Genomic DNA, 22,137 nt, shown 5'->3' on the forward strand with positions numbered 1-22,137 from the left:
AAGCGTGCCATCGGCACAAGTGTTTTGGGTTACTCGGCGTCAGGCCGGGGCAGGGCGATCAACCCCAGCTTGCGCGCCGCAGTCAGCGACAACACCCCCGAATCAAGACCTTGGTCCGCCTGGTAGCGGCGCACCGCGGCACGTGTGCCCCTGTCCATCTCGCCATGAGCGCTGCCATGATACTGCCCGCGCGCGGCCAGCGCACGCTGCAGCGACATGACCAACTCGGGAGTCATCTGCGCGGGGCAGGGGGTTTCAAACCAGGTCTCGCGCCGGGGCGTCACGATCCGCTGCAGCGTTTCCGTCTTGAACAGCGCCGGACGCTGTACCGTTCCGTCGGCCAGAACCTCGGCCGGCTGCATCATCACCTGTTGGGTCACGGTTTCGATCACCGCAGGCGTCACGTTGCGGCCCCAGCAAGTGCCGGGCGCCGCACCCGGTGGCGCGGCGGTGCCGTCACCAAAGGCGCGAGAGTCGCCTTCCGTCACAGTGTCGCAGGCCGACAGCGCAACCATCAGAAGACCCAGCGCCGCAAGCCGGGCGAGGGGTGTCGGGCCGTCCGCGCGGCGGGGGAATTGTGTCATGCTCGATCTGCCTCTTGCGGGCGTGGCGGGAGACTACCCCGGATCAGCGGCCTGCGCAAAGTCTTCCATCGCGCGCACCACGTCAGCGTCGTCGCTCAGCAGCCGGTCCAGCAGGGGTGACATGTCCTCGATGCGTTCGGCAATCACATGGGTCACCTCATGGGCGCGCTGCACCCGCCCCGTCACCCGCAGCATCCGTCCGGAAATCACCGCGCGGCGAAAGCGTTCATAGATGCCGCGCCAGACGATCACGTTTACCACGCCGGTTTCATCCTCGAGCGTCACGAAAATCACCCCCTTGGCGGTGCCAGGGCGCTGGCGCAGGATCACCAGACCCGCCACCGCAACGCGCGCGCCGTCAGGGGGCGCCTCAAGCCGATTGGCAGGCAGGCAGGCCGGCGGGCGCGGCCAGTGTGTATCGGGACGTGGCAAGGGCATAAGGAACATTTAGCGAACAAAGGCAACATGTGTCCAGCACGATAAATCCCGCGATAAAAATGGGCTGGCATCGCCCGGACCGCTTGGCTAAGACTCCGCCGGAATGATCGCAAGGAGCCTGCGCCAATGGCGAAAATCACCTATATCGAGCATAACGGCACCCGCCACGAAGTGGATGTCCCCAACGGCCTGACGGTGATGGAAGGCGCGCGTGACAACAACATTCCCGGCATCGAAGCCGATTGCGGCGGTGCTTGCGCCTGTTCCACCTGCCATGTCTATGTTGATCCGGCCTGGGTCGAAAAACTTCCGGCAAAGGAAGACATGGAAGAAGACATGCTCGATTTTGCGTTCGAACCCGATTCCGCCCGTTCGCGGCTGACCTGCCAGCTGCGCGTCAGCGACGATCTGGACGGGCTGGTCGTGCAAATGCCGGAAAAACAGATCTGATGCGCCGCGCGCGGCCGCGTTTTCGCGGCTGCCTGCTGGCCTTGGCGCTGGCTGCTCTCGCGCCGCAGGCCCACGCGGCCTGCGCGACCTCTCCGACAGAACCGGGCTTCACCGCCTGCCTGCACCGGCAGGACGGCTGGCCGCGTTATGGCCACGATGTGCTGGGAGACACGCCCGAATGGTCCACCCTGCGCATCGCGCGCGGTGGGAAGATCACCGACATCTCGCACCCCGGCCACATCTTCGAAGATGTGATCCCCCGCTTCGACGATATCACCGGCGATGGCCAGCCAGAGGTCTGGCTGGTGCAGTCCAGCTATACAGAGGGAGCCCGGGTTGTCGTCTACGACCCGAACGCCCCCGGTGCCCCAATCGCAGCAACGCCCTATATCGGCCAGGCCAACCGCTGGCTCGCCCCGGTCGGGGTGGCTGATCTGAACGGCGATGGCAGTCCCGAACTTGCCTATGTCGACAGGCCCCACCTGCGCCGGACCCTGCGCATCTGGCAGTTTCGCAAGGGCGCATTGCATGAAATCGCCACGCTGGATGGTGTCACCAATCACCGGATCGGCGATCCGGAAATCGGGGGTGGCATCCGCCCCTGTACAGGCACGCCAGAAATGATCGTCGCCTCAGCCGATTGGCGCCGCGTTCTGGCAATACGTCTGGTGGGAAACCGCCTTATGCAAAAGGATATCGGGCCCTACATCGGGCGAGAGTCGCTAGCGGCTGCCCTGATGTGCCGACACCAAGGCTGATCGCAGCCCCAACCTGTTCTTTGGGGCCAAATATCCCGGGGGAGTCCGCGCAGCGGATGGGGGCAGAGCCCCCTCTTCATCGGTAATTTTTGCTGTCCGAAGGCGAAGGCCTCTTACCGCTTGCGGTCGCGGCGTGAACTCATCGGCTGGAACGCCACGCCCACATGCGCCTCGCAATAGGGTTTGCCCGATTGCACCGGCAGGCCGCAGAACCAGAAATCCGGGGTTGCCGGGTCGCCGACGGGCCATTTGCAGGTCCGCTCGGTCAGCTCCATCAGGCTGATCTTCTTGGCCTTTTTCTCAACCTCGTTGACTTTGGCCAGCGCCTCGGGGCTGATTTCATTGGCCGAAGGCTGCGGCGGCAGCGGTTGCCCGGCAGGAATAATCTGGCGCCGTGCGGGCACGGCCGATTTCGTTTCGGGTGCCGCAGCCTGCGGACGGGCCGCTTCTGTCTTGGGGGCGGCGGGCTTGGGCTTGGTCTCGGGCTTGGCGGCCATCGGCTTGGCTTTCGGTGCGACGGGTTCGGGTTTGCTTGGCGGGGCGCCGGCGGTTCGGTTCGACAAACCCAGCCGATGCACCTTGCCGATCACCGCGTTGCGGGTGACCCCGCCCAGCTCTTTCGCGATCTGGCTGGCCGACTGTCCGTCGCTCCACATCTTCTTGAGCAATTCCACGCGTTCGTCGGTCCAGGACATGGGGCGCCTTTCAAGTTAAAAAGCGGCCCTCGATCCTCGGCCGCTTCCCTGTGTTGCAGGTTCTCTATTTTAATCACTCGGGCCAGAGTTACAAGGCGGGTCGTCGCGGTCTTTTCCTCGCCCTCATTTCGGGATCGGCGGAACCTGGTGCACCCGGCGTTCGCGCAAGGCAAGCACCAGCGCCCCGCCAAGAATGATCCCCGCGCCCAACAGCGTGACGGCATCGGGGCGGGCCCCGAACATCAGCGCGTCATAGACGGCCGCGAAGACCAGCGTGGCATAGCTGAAAGGCGCCACGAACGACGCATCCGCCCGTGCCACCCCGTTCAGAAACGCTGTCTGCGCACAGGCCATCAACACGCCGATCCCGGCCAGCGCCACCCATTGCAGCGCCGTGGGCGCGATCCACACCGGCCACACCGCCAGTGTTGCAATGCAGATGCCGATCAGGTTGTTCACCGTCAGGATTTGCAGGATCGGCTCGCGCCCCGACAGTTTCTTCATGAAGATCAGCTCGATCCCCATCGACACCGCCGCCGCCAGCGCCAGCAGCGCGGCGGGCTGGAAACTGGCCGGGGTCGGACGCAGCAGGATCGCCGCCCCGATGAGAGCGGCAATGGCTGCCGACCAACGGATCGGCCCGACCTTTTCGCCCAGCAGCGGAATGGCAAGGATCATGGCAAACACGGGATTCAGAAATGTGATCGCAGTGGCATCGGCCATCGGGATATGGGCGACCGAGGCAAACATCAGCGACACGCCAAGCCACCCGAACAGCGTGCGTGCCCCGTGCAGCCGCAGGTCGGGCGCGTGCAACCTGCGCCGCCGCACAGCAAGGATCACCAAAAAAGTGAGGCAGGCAAACAGGAACCGCCCATGGCTGATCTGCAGTGGATGCAGCGGTGTGCCAAGCGCGTTGATGCCAAGCGCATCCGACCCAAGTGCCTTCGCCAGCAGCGTCGTGCCCGCGATGAAGGCCGTCGCCGTCAGGATCAGCACGGCGGCCAGAAGCGGGTTTTGCGTGCGGGGTTCAAACATGAATGAAGCGATATACCGGCTGTTTCTGCGCACAAGCGCAATCGTGCGTTTCGTCGCGAAACCATTTGCATCGCGGCCCGCGTCGCCCTACACAGCCGGAATGAGCACCTGCATCTTCCCCCGCGGCCTGCGACGCCGACGCTGATCGCAACGTGGCCCCCGGGCCGCGCCTCTTGTGCTTGTCTGCCCAAACGGGCCCCTTCCTTACAGCTGTAATTGACCTTTCCGCCCGAAACGGGGCAACTGTCATTCAGGTTAACCCGATCCCTAAAAAGGAGGATCCGATGATCCCGTCCGTGCTGCCCACCTACTCTCGTGCGCCCCTGTCCTTCGTCAAAGGCGAAGGCGCCTGGCTTGTCGAGGCCGATGGCCGCCGATTCCTGGACCTCGGCGCGGGCATTGCGGTGAACTCGCTGGGCCATGCGCATCCCACACTGGTGGCGGCGCTGACCGAACAGGCGGGCGCGCTGTGGCACACCTCGAACCTCTACAACATTCCGCAGCAGCAGGCGCTGGCCGACAAGCTGGTCGAGCACAGCTTTGCCGACACGGTGTTCTTCACCAACTCGGGCACCGAGGCCTGCGAGCTGGCGGTGAAGATGGCGCGCAAATACTGGTACGAAAAAGGCCAGCCCGAGCGCACCGACATCATCACCTTCGAAGGCTCGTTCCATGGCCGCTCAGCGGCGGGGATCGCGGCTGCGGGCAGCGAGAAGATGACCAAGGGCTTCGGCCCGTTGCTACCCGGCTTCGTTCACCTGCCCTGGGGCGATGAAGATGCCTTGCGCGCGGCAATCACCGACAAAACGGCGGCGATCCTGATCGAACCGGTCCAGGGCGAAGGCGGTATCCGCCCGATGGAAGACAGCGCGCTGAAGGCGCTGCGTGCGCTTTGCGATGAAACCGGGACGCTTCTGGTCCTGGACGAGGTGCAATGCGGGGTTGGCCGTACCGGGCGGCTGTTCGCGCATGAATGGGCCGGTATCACGCCTGATATCATGATGGTGGCCAAAGGCATCGGCGGCGGCTTTCCGATCGGGGCGGTGCTGGCCACGGAAAACGCCGCCTCTGGCATGACGGCGGGCACCCACGGCTCGACCTATGGCGGCAACCCACTGGGGTGCGCCGTCGGCTGCGCGGTGATGGATGTGGTAACCGCGCCGGGCTTCCTTGACGATGTGGGGCGCAAGGCCGGCCGTCTGCGTCAAAAGCTGGAAGGATTGGTTGCCGCCCACCCCGAGGTGTTCGAGTCCGTGCGCGGTTCGGGGCTGATGCTGGGCCTGCGCTGCAAGGCGGTGAACGCCGATGTTGTGAAGGCCGGATATGGCGCAGGCGTGCTGACAGTGCCTGCAGGCGACAATGTGATCCGCCTGCTGCCCCCGCTGACCATCTCGGACGACGAAATCGACGAAGCGATTACCCGTCTCGATCAGGCCGCCAGCACCGTGTCGGCTGGCTAAGCGCCGTTTATCAAAGCAAGCGGTGCGCGGGACCTTCTCGCCACCGCAGGACGAAAGCGAAGACAGATCATGAAGCATTTCCTTGATATTCACAAAACCGATGCCGATGCCCTGCGGGGGATCATCGATCAGGCGGGCGCCATGAAGACCGCGCGTCAGGGCCGCAGCCGCGGTGCCGTGGACGATGAACAGCCGTTGGCCGGGCGCATGGTGGCGCTGATTTTCGAAAAGCCTTCGACCCGGACACGCGTGTCATTTGACGTGGGCGTGCGCCAGATGGGCGGACAGACCATGGTGCTCTCGGGCAGCGACATGCAACTGGGCCACGGCGAAACCATCGCCGACACGGCCCGCGTGCTCAGCCGCTATGTCGACATGATCATGATCCGCACATTTGACGAAAGCGTGCTGACCGAGATGGCGGAATTTTCCGACGTGCCGGTGATCAACGGATTGACCGACCGGACGCACCCCTGCCAGATCATGGCCGATGTCATGACGTTCGAGGAACACCGCGGGCCCATCGCGGGCAAGAAGGTGGTCTGGACGGGCGATGGCAACAACGTCTGCGCATCCTTCCTGCACGCCGCGGGCCAGTTCGGGTTCGACATGACCTTCACCGGCCCCGCGCAACTGGACCCCGAGGCGGAATTCGTCGGCTTTGCACGCAACAAGGGCAGCCGGATCGAGATCGAGCGCGACGCGGCAAAGGCGGTTCAGGGCGCCGATCTGGTGGTGGCCGACACCTGGGTCAGCATGCACGACGCGCAATCCGCCCGCGAACGGCGGCACAATCTGCTGCGTCCCTATCAGGTGAACGCCGAGTTGATGGCCCAAGCCAAGCCCGACGCGCTCTTCATGCACTGCCTGCCCGCCCACCGCGAGGAAGAGGTGACAAGCGCGGTGATGGACGGCCCGAATTCAGTGATCTTCGACGAAGCGGAAAACCGCCTCCACGCGCAAAAGGCGATCATGCGCTGGTGCCTCGGCGTCTGAGCCTGAGGCGACGAATATCGCGCTTCCGCGCGATGCCTCCGGCGGGGATATTTATAAGCCCAAAGAAGCGAGGGGGTCCCTAACCCCTTCTTTGGGCTCTAAATATCCCGGGGGAGTCCCGCAGGGACGGGGGCAGAGCCCCCTTTTTTTTCCAATTGCCGTCTCCCGGCTGCGGGGGGGACAGGGCACCAGGTCCGCGATCAATTCGCCAGTGCGTTCAGGATCAGGAAGATCACGCCAGACATCAGGGCTGCTGCCGGCACGGTGATGACCCAGGCCGCGATCACCGTCATGAAATGCGACCGGCGCACCAGCTTGCGGCGACGGCGTTCGGCCGAGGCAATGCGGGGTGCTGCCGGGGTTGCGTTCACCTGTTGCCGCAGGCGTTTCTCCATGTACCATTCGCGGAAAAACCCGACACCAAAAACCCCACCTACGGCGATGTGCGTCGAACTGACAGGCAGGCCGAGCCAACTGGCAAGGATCACCGTGATCGCGGCAGAAAGCGCCACGCAGAAGGCGCGCATCGGGTTCAGCTTGGTGATCTGGCTGCCGACCATGCGGATCAGTTTCGGCCCGAACAGGAACAGTCCGAAGGAGATGCCGAAAGCGCCGATCACCATGACCCATGTCGGGATCGTGACGCTGCTGGCGAAATCGCCCGATTGCGCCGCGTGGACAATGGCGGCCAGCGGCCCCACAGCATTGGCCACGTCATTCGCGCCGTGGGCAAAGGACAAGAGCGCCGCCGAGATCACCAGCGGCAAACCGAACAGCACCTTCAACGACTTGTTACGATTCTCCATCCCTTGCGAGCGGGCGCGGATCAGCGGACGCGACAAAGCCCATGTCAGAACGCCAACAGCCAGGCCCACCAGAACCGCCACGACCGGATCGACCGAGAGAATTTTCTTCAACCCTTTCATTGCAAGGTAGGTGGTAAAGGTGCCTGCCATCAGCCCGACAAGGATCGGCACCCAGACTCGGGCTGCGGCAATTTTGTCGTCCCGGTAGATCACCTTTGCCTTGATGAGCGCCAGGAAACCGGCGGCGACCGCGCCGCCCAGCAGGGGAGAGATGACCCAGCTGGCCGCGATGGTGCCCATCGTCGCCCAGTTGACCGCGCCAAGCCCGGCAGCCGCCACGCCCGCGCCGACAACGCCGCCGACCACCGAATGCGTGGTCGATACCGGTGCGCCCAGCCATGTTGCAAGGTTGACCCAAAGCGCGGAAGAGACCAGCGCCGCCATCATCGCCCAGATGAATGTGGACGGGTCGGCAATCGAGTTCGGATCGACAATGTCTTTCGAGATTGTCGCGACGACGTCGCCCCCGGCCAGCAAGGCCCCCGCGCTTTCGCAGATCGCGGCGATCAGGATCGCGCCGCCCATGGTCAGCGCGCGTGCGCCCACAGCGGGGCCCATGTTGTTGGCCACGTCGTTGGCGCCGATATTGATTGCCATATAGGCACCAAAGGCCGCAGCGGCCACCACGATTAGGCGTGTGTCAGGCTGGCCGAACAGCACGGCCGCAGCCAGGCCCGCGATCACGATAAAGGCCAGCGCAATGCCAGAACCAACCAGCGAGCGCCCGACATAGGCGGTGGCATATTCGACCTGGCTGATGCGGTTCAGATCGCGATCAAGCGTTTTCCAGGGGTGCCCCAGAGGTTCTTGTGCCATGGCGTGTATCCGTGATCCCCCAATCCGAAGTCCGCCCGCGCCTAAAGCCTTGGCGCCTCAGGATCAAGCGACCTGTCACAAAACCGTTGCAAAATCGTTGCAATCAGATCGCGCGCAGAATGTCCTGCAGGCCCGGTTCATCGACCATGTTGGCCGCGTCTTCGGCGCTGACCCAGCGACGCTGACGTTCGGGCGCCTCGGGGTAGGTGTCGGACATCTCGCAGACCCGGGCCAGGTAAACCTGGGTCTCAATCGGCGCGCTGGCACCGTTGTCGAGCACTTTGGAATACCCGTAGGTGCCAATGGGCACCGGCTGGATCTTGGCCTCGCGCACGCCAGCCTCTTCCCACGCTTCGCGCAGCGCCGCCTCGGACCCGCCCATCCCGTCGATGGGCCAGCCTTTGGGCACGATCCATCGCCCGGTGCCCCGGCTGGTGATCAGCAGGACATCCTTGCCGGTGTCGGTTTCGCGAAAACACAGGGCAGCGACCTGAACACGTTTCGGTCGAAGCAGCATGGGGCGAACAACCTCTTCCCATGCCTTTGAAATGGCACTCGTCATAGTATCTTGTTCCTAAATTCGCCTGCTCGTTTTTGTATTGCATTAGTATAGTCAATAATTCGTAAAAGGCAAATTTAGCAAAGACATCTTGGCAAAAGAGTTGGATTTTTCGGCGGGGTTGCACCTGTGGGGCCATAGGGCCATTTTCAGGCAAGGCAGTACAGGTGGGTGGCAGATGGCGAAGCAGGCGCAGATCGGGGTTTACGGGCTGGGCACCATGGGCAGCGCACTGGCGCTGAACCTTGCTGAACGAGGCAATCAGGTGGCCGTTGCCAACCGCGAGGTGGATTGGCTGGCGCCCTTCGTGGCGCGCTCGGGCGACTTGGCGGCGCGGATCGTGCCCTGCGAGACGGCCGAGAGTTTCGTGGCGGCTCTGGCGCGTCCCCGGGTTGTGGTACTGATGATCCCCTCTGGCGCGCCGGTGGACCAGATGATCGACACGCTGCGCCCGCTGCTTGAGTCGGGGGATATGATCGTGGATGCCGGGAATTCCGATTTCCACGACACGCGGCGCCGGTCTGACATGCTTGCCAGTGCGGGGCTGCATTACGTTGGTATGGGCGTGTCAGGCGGGGCCGAAGGCGCGCGCCATGGGCCGTCGATGATGGTCGGCGGCTCCGAGGAAAGCTGGACCCGGCTGCGCCCGCTACTGGAACCCTCGGCCGCGCGGTTTGGAGATGACGCGTGCATTGCCCATGTCGGCCCCGACGGCGCGGGGCATTTCGTCAAGACGGTGCACAACGGCATTGAATACGCCGATATGCAGTTGATTGCCGAGGTTTACGGGCTTTTGCGTGATGGGGGCGGCTGGGGCGCCGACCGCATTGCGGGACTGTTTGAATCCTGGAACGACGGGCCGCTGAAATCCTACCTTGTCGCCACCACGGCCAAGGTTCTGGCCGCACGCGATCCGGCAACCGGCAACCCTGTGGTCGACATCATCCGCGACAGCGCGGGGCAGAAGGGCACCGGGCGCTGGACGGTGATCGAGGCGCTGCGTCTGGGCCAGTCGGCCAGCGTGATCGAGGCCGCAGTCGGCGCGCGGGGCTGGTCCTCGGACGGGGCAGCGCGGCAGGCGGCGTCCGACGTTCTGGGCACACCGGCCACCGCCAAGCTGCCAGCGCGGCAAGATATGGAGCACGGCTTGCTGGCGGCGCGGATTCTGGCCCATGCGCAGGGGTTCCGCGTGATGTCGGTGGCGTCCGACGAATTCGGCTGGGGGCTGGACTTGGCGCGCGTTGCCGAAATCTGGCGCGCGGGCTGCATCATCCGCTCGGCGCTGCTGGATGATATCGCGGCCGCGATGCGCAGCGCGCCGCCGCATGGGCACCTGATCCTGGCGCCGCAGATCACCGCGACCTTGCGGCAGGTGGTGCCGGGGCTGCGGCGCGTGGTGGGCTGGGCCATGACGAATGGCTTGCCGGTGCCCGCGCTTTCGGCCGCATTGGCGTGGCACGACAGCATGCGCCGCGCGCGTGGCAGCGCCAACCTGATCCAGGCGCAGCGCGATTTCTTTGGCGCGCACGGGTTTCAACGGATCGACAGCGAGACCGGCGGCGATCACGGGCCGTGGCACACGGGGTGACTATGTCCCGCGCGGTTTGGCGCGCAGGGTAGGGTCCGCCTGCGTTGGGTCTTCGGGCCAGGGGTGTTTCGGATAGCTCGCGCGCATGTCCTTGCGTACGTCTGCGTAACTCCCGGCCCAGAACCCGGGCAGATCGCGGGTGACCTGGATCGGGCGTTGGGCGGGAGACAGAAGCGTCAGCTTGATCGGCTGGCCGGCGGCCAGGGGGTGGCGGGTGACGCCGAACATCTCTTGCAGGCGCAGCGCGATTTCCGGGCCATCGGGGGTGTAGTCGATGGCAACCTCGCGCCCCAGCGGCGTGGTAAAGCGTGCGGGCGCCACCCGGTTCAGCGTTTGGGTTGCGCCATAGTCCAGCATGGCACTCAAGGCGGGCAGAAGGTCGTAGGCCGCCCAATCCTGCGCCGAGGCTACTTTTCCCAGCATGGGCAAAAGCCAGTCCTCGAGCGTCGCCAGCAACGCATCGGGCGACATATCGGGCAGATCGTCATGGCCCATGGCGCGGGCCAGTTGGACCCGCTGCGCCAGCCGGTGTGCGGCGCCCGTCAGGTTCAACCCCAACTCGCGGATGCCGTCCAGCATGGCGCGGGCGATGCGCTCGGTCGGGGCGTCGCGCCAGGCGCGGTCGCCCAGCGCGACGGCGCCCAACCGTTCCTGTTGCCGCGCAATCACGCGGCGGTCGCGTTTGGACCAGGTGCAAATGTCGTGCCACGCGATGCGATCGGCGAAAAGGTCGCGGATATCGCTTTCGGTGATCGGTGCGGCCAGGCGGATCGTGGCCTCGCGCGGATCGCCATCGGTGTCGAGCGCCACAAGCCAGAGGGTCCCGGAGAGCGGGTCGTCGTCTTTCAGCATGGCGCCTTTGCCGCCCGACAGAAGGTAACGCGGCGCGTCACCGGGGCGGCGGCGCCCGATCCGGTCGGGGTAGGCAAGTGCGGCCATGGCGCCGGGCGACATCCCGCGCGCGGGCGGAGCGCCGCGTTCCAGCCGTTTTGCTTCAGCGCGTATCCGGTCGATCGCGCCGCGTGCAGGTTTCGGCGCGCGGGAAGGGTCACGCAGGGTGTTCAACCGCGCCGTTACATCCGAGCCCACGCCACGAAGCGGGTCGCGGTCGGCCAGCAAGGCGGCCAAGGCGGCCGCGTCGCGCCCCGCGGTTGCGATCATATGCGACAGACGCGGGTGTAGCGGCAGGGCGATCAGCGCCTTGCCGTGCGGCGTGATCCGGCCCGTGCCATCGAGTGCGCCCAGAAGTTCCAGCAAGGCGCGCGCTTCGGCCATGGCTGGGGCGGGGGGCTGCGTGGGAAAAGCCAGGTCTTCGGGCTGCGCGCCCCATGCGGCCAGTTCCAGAGCCAGACCGGCCAGATCCCCGGTTTCGATCTCGGTTGGGGGGAAGGCGACCAGCGCGCCTTCTTCGCCGCGAGTCCAGAGGCGATAGCAGATGCCTTCCGCCACGCGTCCGGCGCGCCCGCGCCGCTGGGTGGCCTCGGCGATGGACACACGCTCGGTGACCAGCCGCGCCATGCCCGATCCGGGATCGAATCGCGCACGCCGTGCCAGACCGGCATCAACCACGACGCGGATGTCGGGAATGGTCAGCGAAGTTTCGGCGATCGAGGTCGCCAGGACGATCTTGCGGCCCGTGCCCACCGGGGCGATGGCGGCGCGCTGGTCGGAAAAGGGCATGGCGCCATAGAGCGGGCGCAAGACGCAATCGCCGGGCAGGTGCGGGGCCAGCAGGAACTGCACGCGCCGGATTTCGGATTCGCCCGGCAGAAAGACAAGGATGCCGCCACCCCGGTCTGGATCCTTGGTGCGTGTTTGTGACTCAGACTGCTGCACCAGATCGGCCATCGCTTCGGCTATGCGGGGGCGGGGGCCGAGCGGGCGGTCAAGCCAGCGGGTGTCGACAGGGAAGGCGCGGCCCTCAGACGTGATGACGGGCGCGCCCATCAGCGTCGCCACCGGCCCGGCGTCAAGCGTGGCGGACATGGCGATCAGCATCAGATCGGGACGCAGGGCATCGGCCACATCAAGGCAAAGCGCGAGACCCAGATCCGCGTTCAAGGAGCGTTCGTGGAATTCATCGAAGATCACGGCGCCGATGCCGGGCAATTCGGGGTTGGATTGCAAGATGCGGGTCAGGATGCCTTCGGTCACCACCTCGATCCGGGTTTCGACCGAGGCTTTGGACTCGCCCCGGATGCGGTAGCCGACCTGCGCGCCCACGGTTTCACCCAGCTGCGCAGCCATCCGCTCGGCTGCCGCGCGGGCTGCCAGCCGGCGTGGTTCGAGCATCAGAATACGGCCAGAGACCAACCCCGAGTCCAGCAGTGCCAGCGGCACGCGCGTGGTTTTCCCGGCGCCCGGCGGTGCCTGCAGCACGGCGCGGGGCGTGCGGGCCAGGGCGGCCAGCAGCTCTGGCAAGGCGGTGTCGATCGGAAGCGCGGGTGTCATGGGGGCGTTATGGAGAAGGCGGGCGGCACCGTCCAGTGAGAGGACAGGCCGGGGGCCAGCCCCCGGACCCCCGGAGTATTTTTGCAATGGAGAAACAGGGGGCGGGGTGGACATTCGCGGGCGGGCCGCGTCATTTGGCGTGAGGTGACGGGGGTGCGCATGGATACGTTGGAACTGGCCGAGAAGGTGGAGCGGGGCGACCGGCGGGCGCTGGCGCGGGCGGTAACGCTGGTGGAGAGCGGGCGCGCCGATCACCGGGCCGAGGCGGTGACGGTGTTGGAGCGGCTGGCGAAAACGGGGCGGCAAGCGCTGCGCATCGGATTGTCGGGCACGCCGGGCGTGGGCAAATCGACGTTTATCGAAGCGTTTGGCATGATGCTGATCGCCCGGGGGCTGCGGGTGGCGGTGCTGGCGGTGGATCCTTCGAGCGCGCGTTCGGGCGGCTCGATCCTGGGCGACAAGACGCGCATGGACCGGCTGTCGCGCGAGGCGGGCGCCTTCATCCGGCCCTCGCCCAGCCAAACCCATCTGGGCGGCGTGGCGCGGCGCACGCGCGATGCGGTGGCGCTGTGCGAGGCGGCCGGGTTCGACGTGGTGCTGATCGAGACGGTCGGCGTGGGCCAGTCGGAAACCGTGGTGGCCGAGATGGCGGATATGTTCGTGCTGTTGCTGGCGCCGGCCGGCGGGGACGAGTTGCAGGGCGTCAAGCGCGGCATCATGGAAATGGCCGATCTGATCCTTGTGAACAAGGCGGATGGCGATCTGAAGACCTCGGCCTCGCGGACCTGCGCGGATTACGCCGGGGCGCTGCGTCTGTTGCGCAAGCGCCCGCAGGATCCCGAAGGCTTTCCCAAGGCGATGATGGTCTCTGCCGCGCAGGAGACAGGCCTGACGGAGGCCTGGGCCGAAATCGAGGCGCTGATCGGCTGGCGGCGCGAGAATGGGCATTGGCAGGGGCGGAGGGCCGAGCAGGCGCGGTTCTGGTTTCAGGAGGACGTGCGGCAGGCTTTGCTGGCGCAGTTGCAGACTCCGGACGCGCGCGCGCGGATGCGGGCGCTGGGTGATGCGGTGGCCCGGGGCGAAATGCCACCGGGGCGCGCGGCGCAGGATATGCTGGCGGATCTGAGGGCTGTCTCCGCGTCTTCGGGGAAGTGACTTGACCATGGGGGCGATTCCGCCTAAACGCAGCGAACGAATTTCGGGGCACGGCCGATGGCGGTGCCCCATTGTGTTGAACGGGCCGCACGCGCCCACATGACGAACCAGAGGATGAACCCATGTCGCGCGTTTGCGAATTGACCGGTAAGGGCCCGATGACGGGCAACAACGTCAGCCATGCCAACAACAAGACCCGTCGTCGTTTCCTGCCGAACCTGAACGATGTGACGCTTCAGTCGGAAGCGCTGGGCCGTGGCATCAAGATGCGGATTTCCGCCGCTGCCCTGCGCAGCGTCGACCACCGTGGCGGTCTGGACAAGTTTCTTGCCAAAGCCAAGGACACCGAGCTGTCGGCCCGGGTTCTGAAGGTGAAGAAGGAAATCCAGAAATCTGGCGGCAACGCTGTCGAAGCGGCTGTTTCCGAATAATATCTGTCTTTTGAGACAGCTTTGACGGCCTCGCATCTGCGGGGCCGTTTTGCGTTTCAGCGGTGCCCCGCCAAGAGGTGTTCGACCAGCGCGGGCACGGTTTGCGTGGCGCTGCCAAGGATGGTTTCGTCGAACTGGTCCGACGTGGCCGAGGGATCAAGATTGACCTCGATCGTCTGCGCTCCGGCCTCTTGCGCGGCCAGAACGAACCCGGCGGCGGGGTAAACCTGCCCCGAGGTGCCGATGGAAATGAACAGGTCGGCCCCGGCGAGGTGATCCAGAATCGCATCCATGAAATAGGGGATTTCGCCGAACCAGACCACGTCGGGCCGGGCAGACAGCCCGTTGCAGGCGGGACAGAGCGTATCCGGTGTCATCTGTGAAGGCGCTGGCCAGCGGTGGCCGCAGTGGGCGCAGAGCGCGCCTGCCAGCGTGCCGTGCATATGCAGGACGTTGCGCGCGCCAGCGGCTTCGTGCAGGGAATCGACATTCTGGGTTACGATGACCACGTTTTCCGGCCCCAGCGTTTGTTGCAGATGGGCGAGCGCGTGATGGGCGGAATTGGGCGCGGCCTTGGCGGCGGCCTCACGTCGCGCGTTATAGAAATCGTGCACCAACGCGGGGTTGCGGGCGAATCCTTCGGGGGTGGCGACATCCTCGATCCGGTGGCGCGCCCACAGCCCGCCTTCGTCACGGAAGGTGCCCAGCCCGCTTTCGGCCGAGATACCCGCCCCGGTGAGAATGACGATTTTCCGATGGGGTGCTGTGGTCATTTCAGGTGGCTCGCGTCAGGGTTGGCCGGTCTGGCAAGGAAGGGGATGCCTGTGATCCGCAGTGTTGTGTTTGTCTGTCTGGGTAACATATGCCGCTCGCCCGCGGCAGAGGCGGTTTTTCGCGCGCAAGCGCCCGGGCTGGCAAGCGACAGCGCCGGAACCAGCGACTGGCACGTTGGAGAGCCCCCTTATGGCGCGATGCAGGCGGCAGCGCTGGCGCGGGGGATAGACATGTCGGATTTGCGCGCGCGCCAGTTTGGACCGGAGGATTTTGCCCGCTTCGATTTGATCGTGGCGATGGATGGCGACAACCTTGCGCGGATCGAAGCGCAGCGGCCACAGGGCAGCGATACGCCTGTCCACCTGCTGACCGATTACGCGCCCGACAGCGGGGCCGACCATGTGCCAGATCCCTATTACACCCGCGACTTCGACGGGACGTTGGATTTGATCGAAAAGGCTGTTGGCGGGTTGATTGCCCAAATTTCGGGCGATCGGGAAGAGGTAGATTAAGTAAAGTGAAATAACACCAAAGGTCTTTTCAATACACCGTTGGCGCCATTGTGCTGCCCCAATCGCGCAGTGTTCTGTGGAGAAAGGCAACCGCAGGCGCGACAATGCAGCACAGGGCGACCACGCAGAGGCAAACCGAGGCAGGGCTACTCCGGCTCTTGCAGGGTACGCAGCTGCCCGGCAAGCCACGGCAGTTTCGCGATGGCCGGGTCGATCATGCTGGATTGCACCAGCTGGCGTGCAATATGTGCCACGTCGCGGGGCAGTTGATCGTGCCAGTCGGTGCCAGCAAACAAAGAGATCGTACGCGCGAAAGCGCCAAAGGGCAGCGCGAAGGCCTCGAGATCGTCGTGGAAGCGGCTGGTGCGCATGTAGCCCAGGGGCGTGGTGATCGCCCAGCCGATGCGCCGCGCCACCATCGCCATCAGCGCCGGATGGCTGCCGATCTCAAAGCGTTCTTCAAAGCTGAGTTTCTGCCGCGACAGGTGGGTTTCGATCTGGCGGCTGATCAGCTGATCGCGGGCATAGCGCAGGAACGGCAGCCCCGAAAGCTGCGACATGGGCGCCGCCGGCGTCGTGACGATGCCACGCGGGGCCACAAGGATAAACGGGTCGCGGGCCAGTGGAATTTCACGAATTCCGGCGTGCGCTTCACCGGTGCTGGCGGCAATCGCGATATGCAGCGCGCCTTCGGCCAGTGCGGCGCTGATGTCGTTGCTGGAGGCGGTAATCAGTTTGAAACGGCAGCGTGTCATGCTGTCGGCCAGCGCGGTTGCCAGCCTTGGGGTCAGGTCGTTGTCGAAATCGTCGATCATGCCGACCGACAGTTTGCTGAGATGGCTCAGGTCCATCACCGTCAGCTCGCTTTGGGCCTGGCGCAACTGGGCCAGCGCCGCCTCTGTCCGGGCAAGGAAGCTGCGCCCGGCGGGAGTCAGCCGCATGGGGCGGCGGGCATGATCGACCAGTTCGGTGCCAAGCGCGGTTTCAAGGTTGCGCAGCTGCTGGCTGACGGCGGGCTGGCTCAGCCCCGTCAGGGCCGCCGCCTGAGCCACCGATCCGGTCGCGGCCAGCGATTCGAAAACTTCCAGCCCGCGCAGGGTGACGCCCTTGTGCAACATGCGATTGGCTCCCTTCAATTCGCATTTCTTGAATATATGCTTCCCCAAGGTCAAGGGGTGAATGGCAAAGGAACGCCGCAATGGCTTTGACGAAATTGAAATCCGCGCCAGGCCTGACGGGCGATGCCGATTTGGAAACCGGCGCGATCGTGCGCACTATGCTGGACCGGATCGCGCAAGAGGGCGAGCAGGCCGTGGTTGACTATGCCCGTGATCTGGACGGCTGGACCGGGGCGATCGAGGTCTCGCAGGCCCAGGTCGATGCCGCCGAGGCGCAGCTGAGTGACGATCTGAAACTTGATATTCAATACGCGCATCAGAACATTCGCGCCTTTGCCCTGGCCCAACGCGCCAGCGCGCAGGAATTCGAGGTGCAGCTGCGCCCCGGGTTGTTCGCCGGGCAGCGCCATATCCCGTTGCAGACCGCCGGCTGCTATGTGCCGGGCGGTCGCTATGCCCATATCGCCTCGGCGCTGATGACGATCACAACGGCGCGCGCCGCCGGGGTGAAAAACGTGATCGCCTGCACGCCCGCGCGCGGCAGCGACGGCCCGGCGCCCGCAGTTCTTTATGCGATGCGACTGGCCGGGGCCGACCGGATCCTGTGCCTTGGCGGGGTGCAGGGGGTGGCCGCGCTGGCGCATGGGTTCTTTGGCGGCCAGCCGGCCGACATCCTCGTGGGCCCCGGCAACCAGTTCGTGGCCGAAGCCAAGCGGCAGATGTTCGGCCCCGTGGGGATCGACATGTTCGCCGGGCCGACCGATTCGATGATCCTGGCCGATGCCACGGCGGATGCGCTGACCATCGCGTGGGATCTGGTGGGGCAGGCCGAACACGGGCAGAATTCGCCGGTATCGCTGGTGACTACCGATGGCGATCTGGCGCGCGAGGTCATGCGCCTTGTGCCGCGCTGCATTGCCGAATTGCCCGAGGCAAATGCCGCCCCGGCGCGCGCCGCCTGGGCCGCGCTGGGGGAAGTCATTCTGGCCGAAGCGCCCGAGGATATGGCCGCCCATGCCGATGCCGAAGGCCCCGAGCACCTGCATGTGCAGGCCGCCGACCTGGAGTGGTGGAAGGCTCGACTGACCAGCTATGGATCGTTGTTCCTTGGGGAAAACACCACCGTTGCCTTTGGCGACAAGGCAGCCGGGCCAAACCATGTTCTGCCCACGTCAGGCGCGGCGCGCTATACCGGGGGCCTCAGCGTGCACAAGTTCCTGAAAACCGTGACATGGCAGCGGGTCGAGGACGCGGCGCTGGCCGATCTGGCGCAGGCCACGGCCAATATCTCGCGTCACGAAGGGATGGAGGCGCACGCCCGCACCGCCGATATCCGGCTTGCGCGGCTGGCGCCAGCTCAGCGAAGGGTGGGGCAGGGCTAAGCCGCCATAGCCACTGGGATCAGGTGCAGATTTCGGCGGCCTTGTCGCCGAAAGCCTTCCAGCGCTGCCAGAATTCGGAATGGCCGATCTTGTCCGACTGGCGGATTTCCTGCGCGCGATGCGGATCGGCAAAGAAACTTGCGCCCAGACGCTGGTCGCCATTTGAAAGCGATGCATCGGCCACCGATTGCACGCAGCCGCAGCGGGTATAGCTGGCACCGCTGCGTCCGGCCTGCATACAGGCCGTGGCAATCGGCCCCGTGCTGACCGTGTTCCGGCTGACCACGGTGCGGGATTTTCCGCCGCCACAAGACGCCACAAGCGTCACAACCATTGCCGCCACTACGACAAGTTTCATATTCTGCCCTCAAATCGCCGTCCGGTTGCACACATGGTATACGCCCCGGTGTTAATTGGCTGTTAAGCGCGGATCATGCCGTAAGTTCACAGCAATTTCAATCGGGACATGCGGTCCGGGCGATCACGCAAAGATAAAATCGCCCTGATCCAGATCGAACTGCGAGAGCGGGCCGTCTGCGCCTTTCACCAGGATTGTTTCGCCCATCACTGCAAGCGTGACATTGGCGCCTTTTTGCGCGATCACCAGATCGGTAAAGCCCAGCGTGTCGCCAAAGGCGGTCAGGTCGATCTTGTCCAGCCCGTCCTGATAATCGGTGATGACGTCGCGGCGGCGGTCCTGAACAAATATGAACACATCCTGAACCAGCCCGGGCCCGCCTGTCATCCGGTCGGCCCCGGCGCCATCGGTGAGCCGGTCCAGCCCATTCCCGCCGATCAGCCGGTCATTGCCCGACCCGCCGTCCATCACGTCGTTGCCATCGTGGCCGATCAGACGGTCGGCTCCGGCGCCGCCATACATGCGGTCGTTTCCGTCGCGCCCCAGCAACAGGTCGTCGCCGCTGTCGCCGCGCCGGATGTTGTCATTCCGGTTTCCGCTGATCGTATCGTCCTCGGCCACGAAACGGAGGCTGCGCAGTTCATCCACCGCACCCGTCGAGGCAAAGAGGAACTGTTTGCCGTCAATGTCCTGCGCCTCGATGTCATAGACCCGGCCCAATGGCGCCGAGTTTGGCGGAGTCAGTTCCTCGACTTCGGTCAGGGCGCCACCATTCGAGATTTGGAACACCGCCAGCGCGTTGCCGTATCCGCCCGCCGCGAGGTAGTGATTGCCGCCTTCGGTAAACACCTCGAGCGCTTCGGGGCTGCCCCAGGGATCGTCCCGCCCGGGTGTCTCCTGATCGACCAGTGTCAGCGTGCCATTGCGGTCGATCTCGTACACCATGATCGAGCCTGCTGTCGCTTCCGAGACGATCACAAAGCTGCGCCCACCAATCTGCACGGTTTCCAGGTCTGTCGGGTTGCGGTTGTATATCGCCGATTCCGAGGTTGGCAGGTTGTAGACCTGCCGCATCTCACCGGATTTGAAGAGGCGAAGAACCTGCATCGGTACGGCGTCGAAGTAGCCAAAAGTTACCACGAAATCGCGGTTCCCCACGCTGGCAACGTCGAATTTGGACGCATAGTCGAATTCGGTCGCGGTTTTGGCCAGTGGCTTCAGCGTGCCGTCGTCGCGCACCTGATAGGTCTGAAAGGCGTTGAAATTTCCGCTGTTTTCACGTGCATTCACGATCATGATGTCGCGCCCCGCGACGTTCGCGAATGTCGGGTCGATCCCGAAGGAACTGGCCACGCCGAATCCAGCCGATACGTCGTACTGCCGGATGCTCTGGATCAGGTCAGGCATGCCATCGGCCGTGATTTCGACCACGTGAATCCCCACCGTGCGTGTGGCCACGTTATTCACCTGCGACTGGCCCGCGCCGGTCAGGTAAACGAATTGCCCCTTCAGGGTTTCAAAGCTTTCGATGCCGGGGTCAACGAAGTGGTACATTTCCAGCCAATCAGAGGCGTGGCCGAACACGCTTTCAAACGTCATCTCGCCAGTGCCAGCAACATCGATCATGCCAACACCCGTGGTTTCCGACCCCGCCAGCAGATAGGTCTGCGTTTCGAAATCCAGCGTGGCGATGCGGCCGGGGCGGAAATACTCTGTGATGCTTTCGCCATTTACAAACGCCATGTCCCGCACACGTTGCAGGCTGTCGGTGTCAATCAGCGCCATGAAATGTCTCCAATGCTCAACAAGTTTTTGCCGCCCGAAGGGGCGCCAGTGAATTCTGGTGGCGGGGGACTGCTGCTGCCGCTTGACGCCTTATAAAATTGGCCTCATATCGCCACCATGACAGACCTCGCACATATCCGTAATTTCTCGATCGTCGCCCATATCGACCACGGGAAATCCACGCTTGCCGACCGGCTGATCCAGTCGACCAACACCGTCTCGGAACGCGAGATGAAAGAGCAGTTGCTTGACGCGATGGATATCGAGCGTGAGCGGGGCATCACCATCAAGGCGAACACCGTCCGGATCGAATATATCGCCGACAATGGCGAGCTTTACGTGCTGAACCTGATCGACACGCCCGGCCATGTCGATTTCGCCTACGAGGTGTCGCGATCGATGCACGCGGTCGAAGGCTCGCTGCTGGTGGTGGACAGTACCCAGGGGGTCGAGGCGCAGACGCTGGCCAACGTGTACCAGGCGATCGACGCCGATCACGAAATCGTGCCCGTGCTGAACAAGATCGACCTTCCGGCAAGCGAACCGGACCGGATCAAGGAACAGATCGAGGATGTGATCGGGATCGACGCCAGTAATGCGCTGCTGGTTTCTGCCAAATCGGGCATCGGGATCAAGGAAACGCTGGAAGCGATCTGTGCGCGCCTGCCGGCCCCCACGGGCGACCGTGACGCGCCGCTGAAGGCGATGCTGGTCGACAGCTGGTATGACCCCTACCTTGGCGTTGTCGTGCTGGTCCGCGTCATGGACGGCGTGATGAAGAAAAACGACCGCGTGAAATTCATGCGCAACGGCACAGTGCACCAGATCGACAAGATCGGCGTGTTCCGCCCCGCAATGCAGGACGTGGCCGAGCTTGGCCCGGGCGAGATCGGGTTTATCACCGCCTCGATCAAACAGGTGCGCGATACCAAGGTGGGCGACACCATCACGACGGAAAAGAAGGGCACCGACAAGCCGCTTCCGGGCTTCAAGCCGTCGATCCCGGTGGTGTTCTGCGGGCTGTTCCCGGTCGATTCTGCCGAGTTCGAAGATCTGCGCGACGCGATTGAAAAGCTGGCGCTGAACGATGCCTCTTTCAGCTACGAAATGGAAACCTCGGCCGCACTGGGTTTTGGCTTCCGTTGTGGCTTCCTTGGGTTGCTGCACCTCGAGGTGATCCGCGACCGGCTGGAACGCGAATACGATATCGAGCTCATCACGACCGCGCCGTCGGTGGTGTACCATGTCCACATGAAGGACGGGTCGATGCAGGAATTGCACAACCCCGCCGACATGCCCGACATGACCTATGTCGATCACATCGAAGAGCCGCGCATCAAGGCCACGATCATGGTGCCCGACGAATATCTGGGCGACGTGCTGAAGCTGTGCCAGGACCGGCGCGGCATCCAGCAGGAACTGACCTATGCGGGCACCCGGCCTCTGGTGGTGTATGATCTGCCGCTGAACGAGGTCGTGTTTGATTTCTACGACCGGCTGAAATCGGTCACGAAGGGCTACGCCAGTTTCGACTATCAGCTGACCGGGTATCGTCAGGACACGCTGGTGAAAATGTCGATCCTTGTGAACGACGAACCGGTCGATGCGCTGTCGATGATGGTGCACCGCGACCGTGCCGAGATGCGCGGCCGTGCGATGTGCGAAAAGCTGAAAGAGCTGATCCCCCGCCACATGTTCAAGATTCCGATCCAGGCGGCCATCGGCGGCAAGGTGATCGCGCGCGAAACCCTTAGCGCGATGCGCAAGGATGTGACGGCCAAGTGTTACGGTGGCGACGCCACGCGGAAACGCAAGCTGCTGGACAAGCAGAAGGCGGGTAAGAAGAAGATGCGCCAGTTCGGCAAGGTCGACATCCCGCAAGAGGCGTTCATCTCGGCGTTGAAGATGGACAACTGATCGGGA

The 22,137-nt window shown here is 64.4% G+C and carries 21 protein-coding genes; 10 read left to right on the top strand and 11 right to left on the bottom strand.

What is annotated here, in order from left to right:
* Window positions 1–29: 29 nt before the first annotated feature.
* Complete coding sequence (locus FGK64_RS08620) at window positions 30–584, bottom strand: peptidoglycan-binding domain-containing protein (protein ID WP_171054018.1); 555 nt, start codon at window positions 582–584, stop codon at window positions 30–32.
* Window positions 585–617: 33 nt separating this feature from the next.
* Window positions 618–1,022 (bottom strand): OB-fold nucleic acid binding domain-containing protein, encoded by a 405-nt coding sequence (locus FGK64_RS08625; RefSeq protein ID WP_246057711.1) that lies wholly within the window; start codon window positions 1,020–1,022, stop codon window positions 618–620.
* A 126-nt stretch (window positions 1,023–1,148) separates the two neighbouring features.
* Here FGK64_RS08625 and FGK64_RS08630 point away from each other — a divergent pair, with 126 nt between their 5' ends.
* Complete coding sequence (locus FGK64_RS08630; RefSeq protein ID WP_138863412.1) at window positions 1,149–1,472, top strand: 2Fe-2S iron-sulfur cluster-binding protein; 324 nt, start codon at window positions 1,149–1,151, stop codon at window positions 1,470–1,472.
* On the top strand, window positions 1,472–2,230 hold the full coding sequence (locus FGK64_RS08635; RefSeq protein ID WP_246057712.1) for an FG-GAP repeat domain-containing protein: 759 nt from the start codon (window positions 1,472–1,474) through the stop codon (window positions 2,228–2,230). Before FGK64_RS08630 ends, FGK64_RS08635 begins: the two co-directional genes overlap by 1 nt.
* 113 nt (window positions 2,231–2,343) lie before the next feature.
* On the opposite strand, the gene FGK64_RS08640 is transcribed toward FGK64_RS08635, so the two are convergent.
* Both FGK64_RS08640 and FGK64_RS08645 read right to left on the bottom strand, forming a co-directional pair.
* Window positions 2,344–2,925, bottom strand: a complete 582-nt coding sequence (locus FGK64_RS08640; protein ID WP_138863413.1) for a GcrA family cell cycle regulator — start codon at window positions 2,923–2,925, stop codon at window positions 2,344–2,346.
* A gap of 123 nt (window positions 2,926–3,048) precedes the next feature.
* A complete protein-coding gene (locus FGK64_RS08645) occupies window positions 3,049–3,963 on the bottom strand; it encodes a DMT family transporter (RefSeq protein ID WP_138863414.1) in 915 nt (304 codons plus the stop codon).
* A gap of 284 nt (window positions 3,964–4,247) precedes the next feature.
* Between FGK64_RS08645 and FGK64_RS08650 the strand changes: the two genes are divergently transcribed.
* Window positions 4,248–5,423 carry an aspartate aminotransferase family protein gene (locus FGK64_RS08650; RefSeq protein WP_138863415.1) on the top strand — a complete coding sequence of 392 codons (1,176 nt, stop codon included), beginning with the start codon at window positions 4,248–4,250 and terminating at the stop codon, window positions 5,421–5,423.
* 69 nt (window positions 5,424–5,492) lie between these two features.
* The gene (gene argF / locus FGK64_RS08655) at window positions 5,493–6,419 is read left to right on the top strand and encodes an ornithine carbamoyltransferase (protein WP_138863416.1); all 927 of its coding nucleotides are present in this window, start codon (window positions 5,493–5,495) and stop codon (window positions 6,417–6,419) included.
* A 200-nt stretch (window positions 6,420–6,619) separates the two neighbouring features.
* On the opposite strand, the gene FGK64_RS08660 is transcribed toward argF, so the two are convergent.
* Together FGK64_RS08660 and FGK64_RS08665 are read right to left on the bottom strand one after the other, a co-directional pair.
* Window positions 6,620–8,101, bottom strand: a complete 1,482-nt coding sequence (locus FGK64_RS08660) for an inorganic phosphate transporter (RefSeq protein WP_138863417.1) — start codon at window positions 8,099–8,101, stop codon at window positions 6,620–6,622.
* Between the two features lie 103 nt (window positions 8,102–8,204).
* Window positions 8,205–8,663, bottom strand: a complete 459-nt coding sequence (locus FGK64_RS08665) for an NUDIX hydrolase (protein WP_138863418.1) — start codon at window positions 8,661–8,663, stop codon at window positions 8,205–8,207.
* Window positions 8,664–8,838: 175 nt separating this feature from the next.
* On the opposite strand from FGK64_RS08665, the gene gndA reads away from it, so the two are divergent.
* Complete coding sequence (gndA, locus tag FGK64_RS08670) at window positions 8,839–10,248, top strand: NADP-dependent phosphogluconate dehydrogenase (protein WP_138863419.1); 1,410 nt, start codon at window positions 8,839–8,841, stop codon at window positions 10,246–10,248.
* Here the strand turns inward: gndA and hrpB are convergent, their stop codons facing one another.
* The gene (gene hrpB / locus FGK64_RS08675) at window positions 10,249–12,699 is read right to left on the bottom strand and encodes an ATP-dependent helicase HrpB (RefSeq protein WP_138863420.1); all 2,451 of its coding nucleotides are present in this window, start codon (window positions 12,697–12,699) and stop codon (window positions 10,249–10,251) included.
* A gap of 159 nt (window positions 12,700–12,858) precedes the next feature.
* Between hrpB and meaB the strand changes: the two genes are divergently transcribed.
* Entirely contained in the window at window positions 12,859–13,854 is a 996-nt protein-coding gene (gene meaB / locus FGK64_RS08680) for a methylmalonyl Co-A mutase-associated GTPase MeaB (protein WP_138863421.1), read from the top strand.
* 122 nt (window positions 13,855–13,976) lie between these two features.
* Window positions 13,977–14,285, top strand: coding sequence for a 50S ribosomal protein L28 (gene rpmB / locus FGK64_RS08685; RefSeq protein WP_138863422.1), 309 nt, complete (start codon window positions 13,977–13,979; stop codon window positions 14,283–14,285).
* 56 nt (window positions 14,286–14,341) lie between these two features.
* Here rpmB and FGK64_RS08690 read toward each other — a convergent pair whose 3' ends face one another.
* Window positions 14,342–15,058: an NAD-dependent deacylase gene (locus FGK64_RS08690; protein WP_138863423.1), complete on the bottom strand. Its 717-nt coding sequence runs from the start codon at window positions 15,056–15,058 to the stop codon at window positions 14,342–14,344.
* Window positions 15,059–15,109: 51 nt separating this feature from the next.
* Here FGK64_RS08690 and FGK64_RS08695 point away from each other — a divergent pair, with 51 nt between their 5' ends.
* Window positions 15,110–15,571 carry a low molecular weight protein-tyrosine-phosphatase gene (locus FGK64_RS08695; RefSeq protein ID WP_138863424.1) on the top strand — a complete coding sequence of 154 codons (462 nt, stop codon included), beginning with the start codon at window positions 15,110–15,112 and terminating at the stop codon, window positions 15,569–15,571.
* Window positions 15,572–15,717: 146 nt separating this feature from the next.
* Here FGK64_RS08695 and FGK64_RS08700 read toward each other — a convergent pair whose 3' ends face one another.
* The gene (locus FGK64_RS08700) at window positions 15,718–16,689 is read right to left on the bottom strand and encodes a LysR family transcriptional regulator (protein WP_138863425.1); all 972 of its coding nucleotides are present in this window, start codon (window positions 16,687–16,689) and stop codon (window positions 15,718–15,720) included.
* Window positions 16,690–16,769: 80 nt separating this feature from the next.
* Between FGK64_RS08700 and hisD the strand changes: the two genes are divergently transcribed.
* Window positions 16,770–18,071 (top strand): histidinol dehydrogenase, encoded by a 1,302-nt coding sequence (gene hisD, locus FGK64_RS08705; RefSeq protein WP_138863426.1) that lies wholly within the window; start codon window positions 16,770–16,772, stop codon window positions 18,069–18,071.
* A gap of 19 nt (window positions 18,072–18,090) precedes the next feature.
* Here hisD and FGK64_RS08710 read toward each other — a convergent pair whose 3' ends face one another.
* Together FGK64_RS08710 and FGK64_RS22485 are read right to left on the bottom strand one after the other, a co-directional pair.
* Window positions 18,091–18,429: a hypothetical protein gene (locus tag FGK64_RS08710; protein WP_246057713.1), complete on the bottom strand. Its 339-nt coding sequence runs from the start codon at window positions 18,427–18,429 to the stop codon at window positions 18,091–18,093.
* 123 nt (window positions 18,430–18,552) lie between these two features.
* Entirely contained in the window at window positions 18,553–20,214 is a 1,662-nt protein-coding gene (locus FGK64_RS22485) for a calcium-binding protein (protein ID WP_246057714.1), read from the bottom strand.
* Window positions 20,215–20,331: 117 nt separating this feature from the next.
* On the opposite strand from FGK64_RS22485, the gene lepA reads away from it, so the two are divergent.
* Window positions 20,332–22,131 (top strand): translation elongation factor 4, encoded by a 1,800-nt coding sequence (lepA, locus tag FGK64_RS08720; protein WP_138863427.1) that lies wholly within the window; start codon window positions 20,332–20,334, stop codon window positions 22,129–22,131.
* Window positions 22,132–22,137 lie beyond the last annotated feature (6 nt).

Origin of the sequence: Arenibacterium halophilum (genome assembly GCF_005938225.1) — a bacterium.
Lineage (GTDB): Bacteria > Pseudomonadota > Alphaproteobacteria > Rhodobacterales > Rhodobacteraceae > Arenibacterium > Arenibacterium halophilum.

Coding starts and splice junctions, on each gene's coding strand:
- argF (WP_138863416.1), top strand. CDS start 5,493: ATGAAGCATTTCCTTGATATTCACAAAACCGATGCCGATGCCCTGCGG.
- FGK64_RS08645 (WP_138863414.1), bottom strand. CDS start 3,963: ATGTTTGAACCCCGCACGCAAAACCCGCTTCTGGCCGCCGTGCTGATC.
- FGK64_RS08710 (WP_246057713.1), bottom strand. CDS start 18,429: ATGAAACTTGTCGTAGTGGCGGCAATGGTTGTGACGCTTGTGGCGTCT.
- meaB (WP_138863421.1), top strand. CDS start 12,859: ATGGATACGTTGGAACTGGCCGAGAAGGTGGAGCGGGGCGACCGGCGG.
- FGK64_RS08650 (WP_138863415.1), top strand. CDS start 4,248: ATGATCCCGTCCGTGCTGCCCACCTACTCTCGTGCGCCCCTGTCCTTC.
- FGK64_RS08620 (WP_171054018.1), bottom strand. CDS start 584: ATGACACAATTCCCCCGCCGCGCGGACGGCCCGACACCCCTCGCCCGG.
- rpmB (WP_138863422.1), top strand. CDS start 13,977: ATGTCGCGCGTTTGCGAATTGACCGGTAAGGGCCCGATGACGGGCAAC.
- FGK64_RS08700 (WP_138863425.1), bottom strand. CDS start 16,689: ATGTTGCACAAGGGCGTCACCCTGCGCGGGCTGGAAGTTTTCGAATCG.
- FGK64_RS08625 (WP_246057711.1), bottom strand. CDS start 1,022: ATGCCCTTGCCACGTCCCGATACACACTGGCCGCGCCCGCCGGCCTGC.
- FGK64_RS22485 (WP_246057714.1), bottom strand. CDS start 20,214: ATGGCGCTGATTGACACCGACAGCCTGCAACGTGTGCGGGACATGGCG.
- FGK64_RS08690 (WP_138863423.1), bottom strand. CDS start 15,058: ATGACCACAGCACCCCATCGGAAAATCGTCATTCTCACCGGGGCGGGT.
- gndA (WP_138863419.1), top strand. CDS start 8,839: ATGGCGAAGCAGGCGCAGATCGGGGTTTACGGGCTGGGCACCATGGGC.
- lepA (WP_138863427.1), top strand. CDS start 20,332: ATGACAGACCTCGCACATATCCGTAATTTCTCGATCGTCGCCCATATC.
- FGK64_RS08665 (WP_138863418.1), bottom strand. CDS start 8,663: ATGACGAGTGCCATTTCAAAGGCATGGGAAGAGGTTGTTCGCCCCATG.
- FGK64_RS08660 (WP_138863417.1), bottom strand. CDS start 8,101: ATGGCACAAGAACCTCTGGGGCACCCCTGGAAAACGCTTGATCGCGAT.
- hrpB (WP_138863420.1), bottom strand. CDS start 12,699: ATGACACCCGCGCTTCCGATCGACACCGCCTTGCCAGAGCTGCTGGCC.
- FGK64_RS08630 (WP_138863412.1), top strand. CDS start 1,149: ATGGCGAAAATCACCTATATCGAGCATAACGGCACCCGCCACGAAGTG.
- FGK64_RS08635 (WP_246057712.1), top strand. CDS start 1,472: ATGCGCCGCGCGCGGCCGCGTTTTCGCGGCTGCCTGCTGGCCTTGGCG.
- FGK64_RS08640 (WP_138863413.1), bottom strand. CDS start 2,925: ATGTCCTGGACCGACGAACGCGTGGAATTGCTCAAGAAGATGTGGAGC.
- hisD (WP_138863426.1), top strand. CDS start 16,770: ATGGCTTTGACGAAATTGAAATCCGCGCCAGGCCTGACGGGCGATGCC.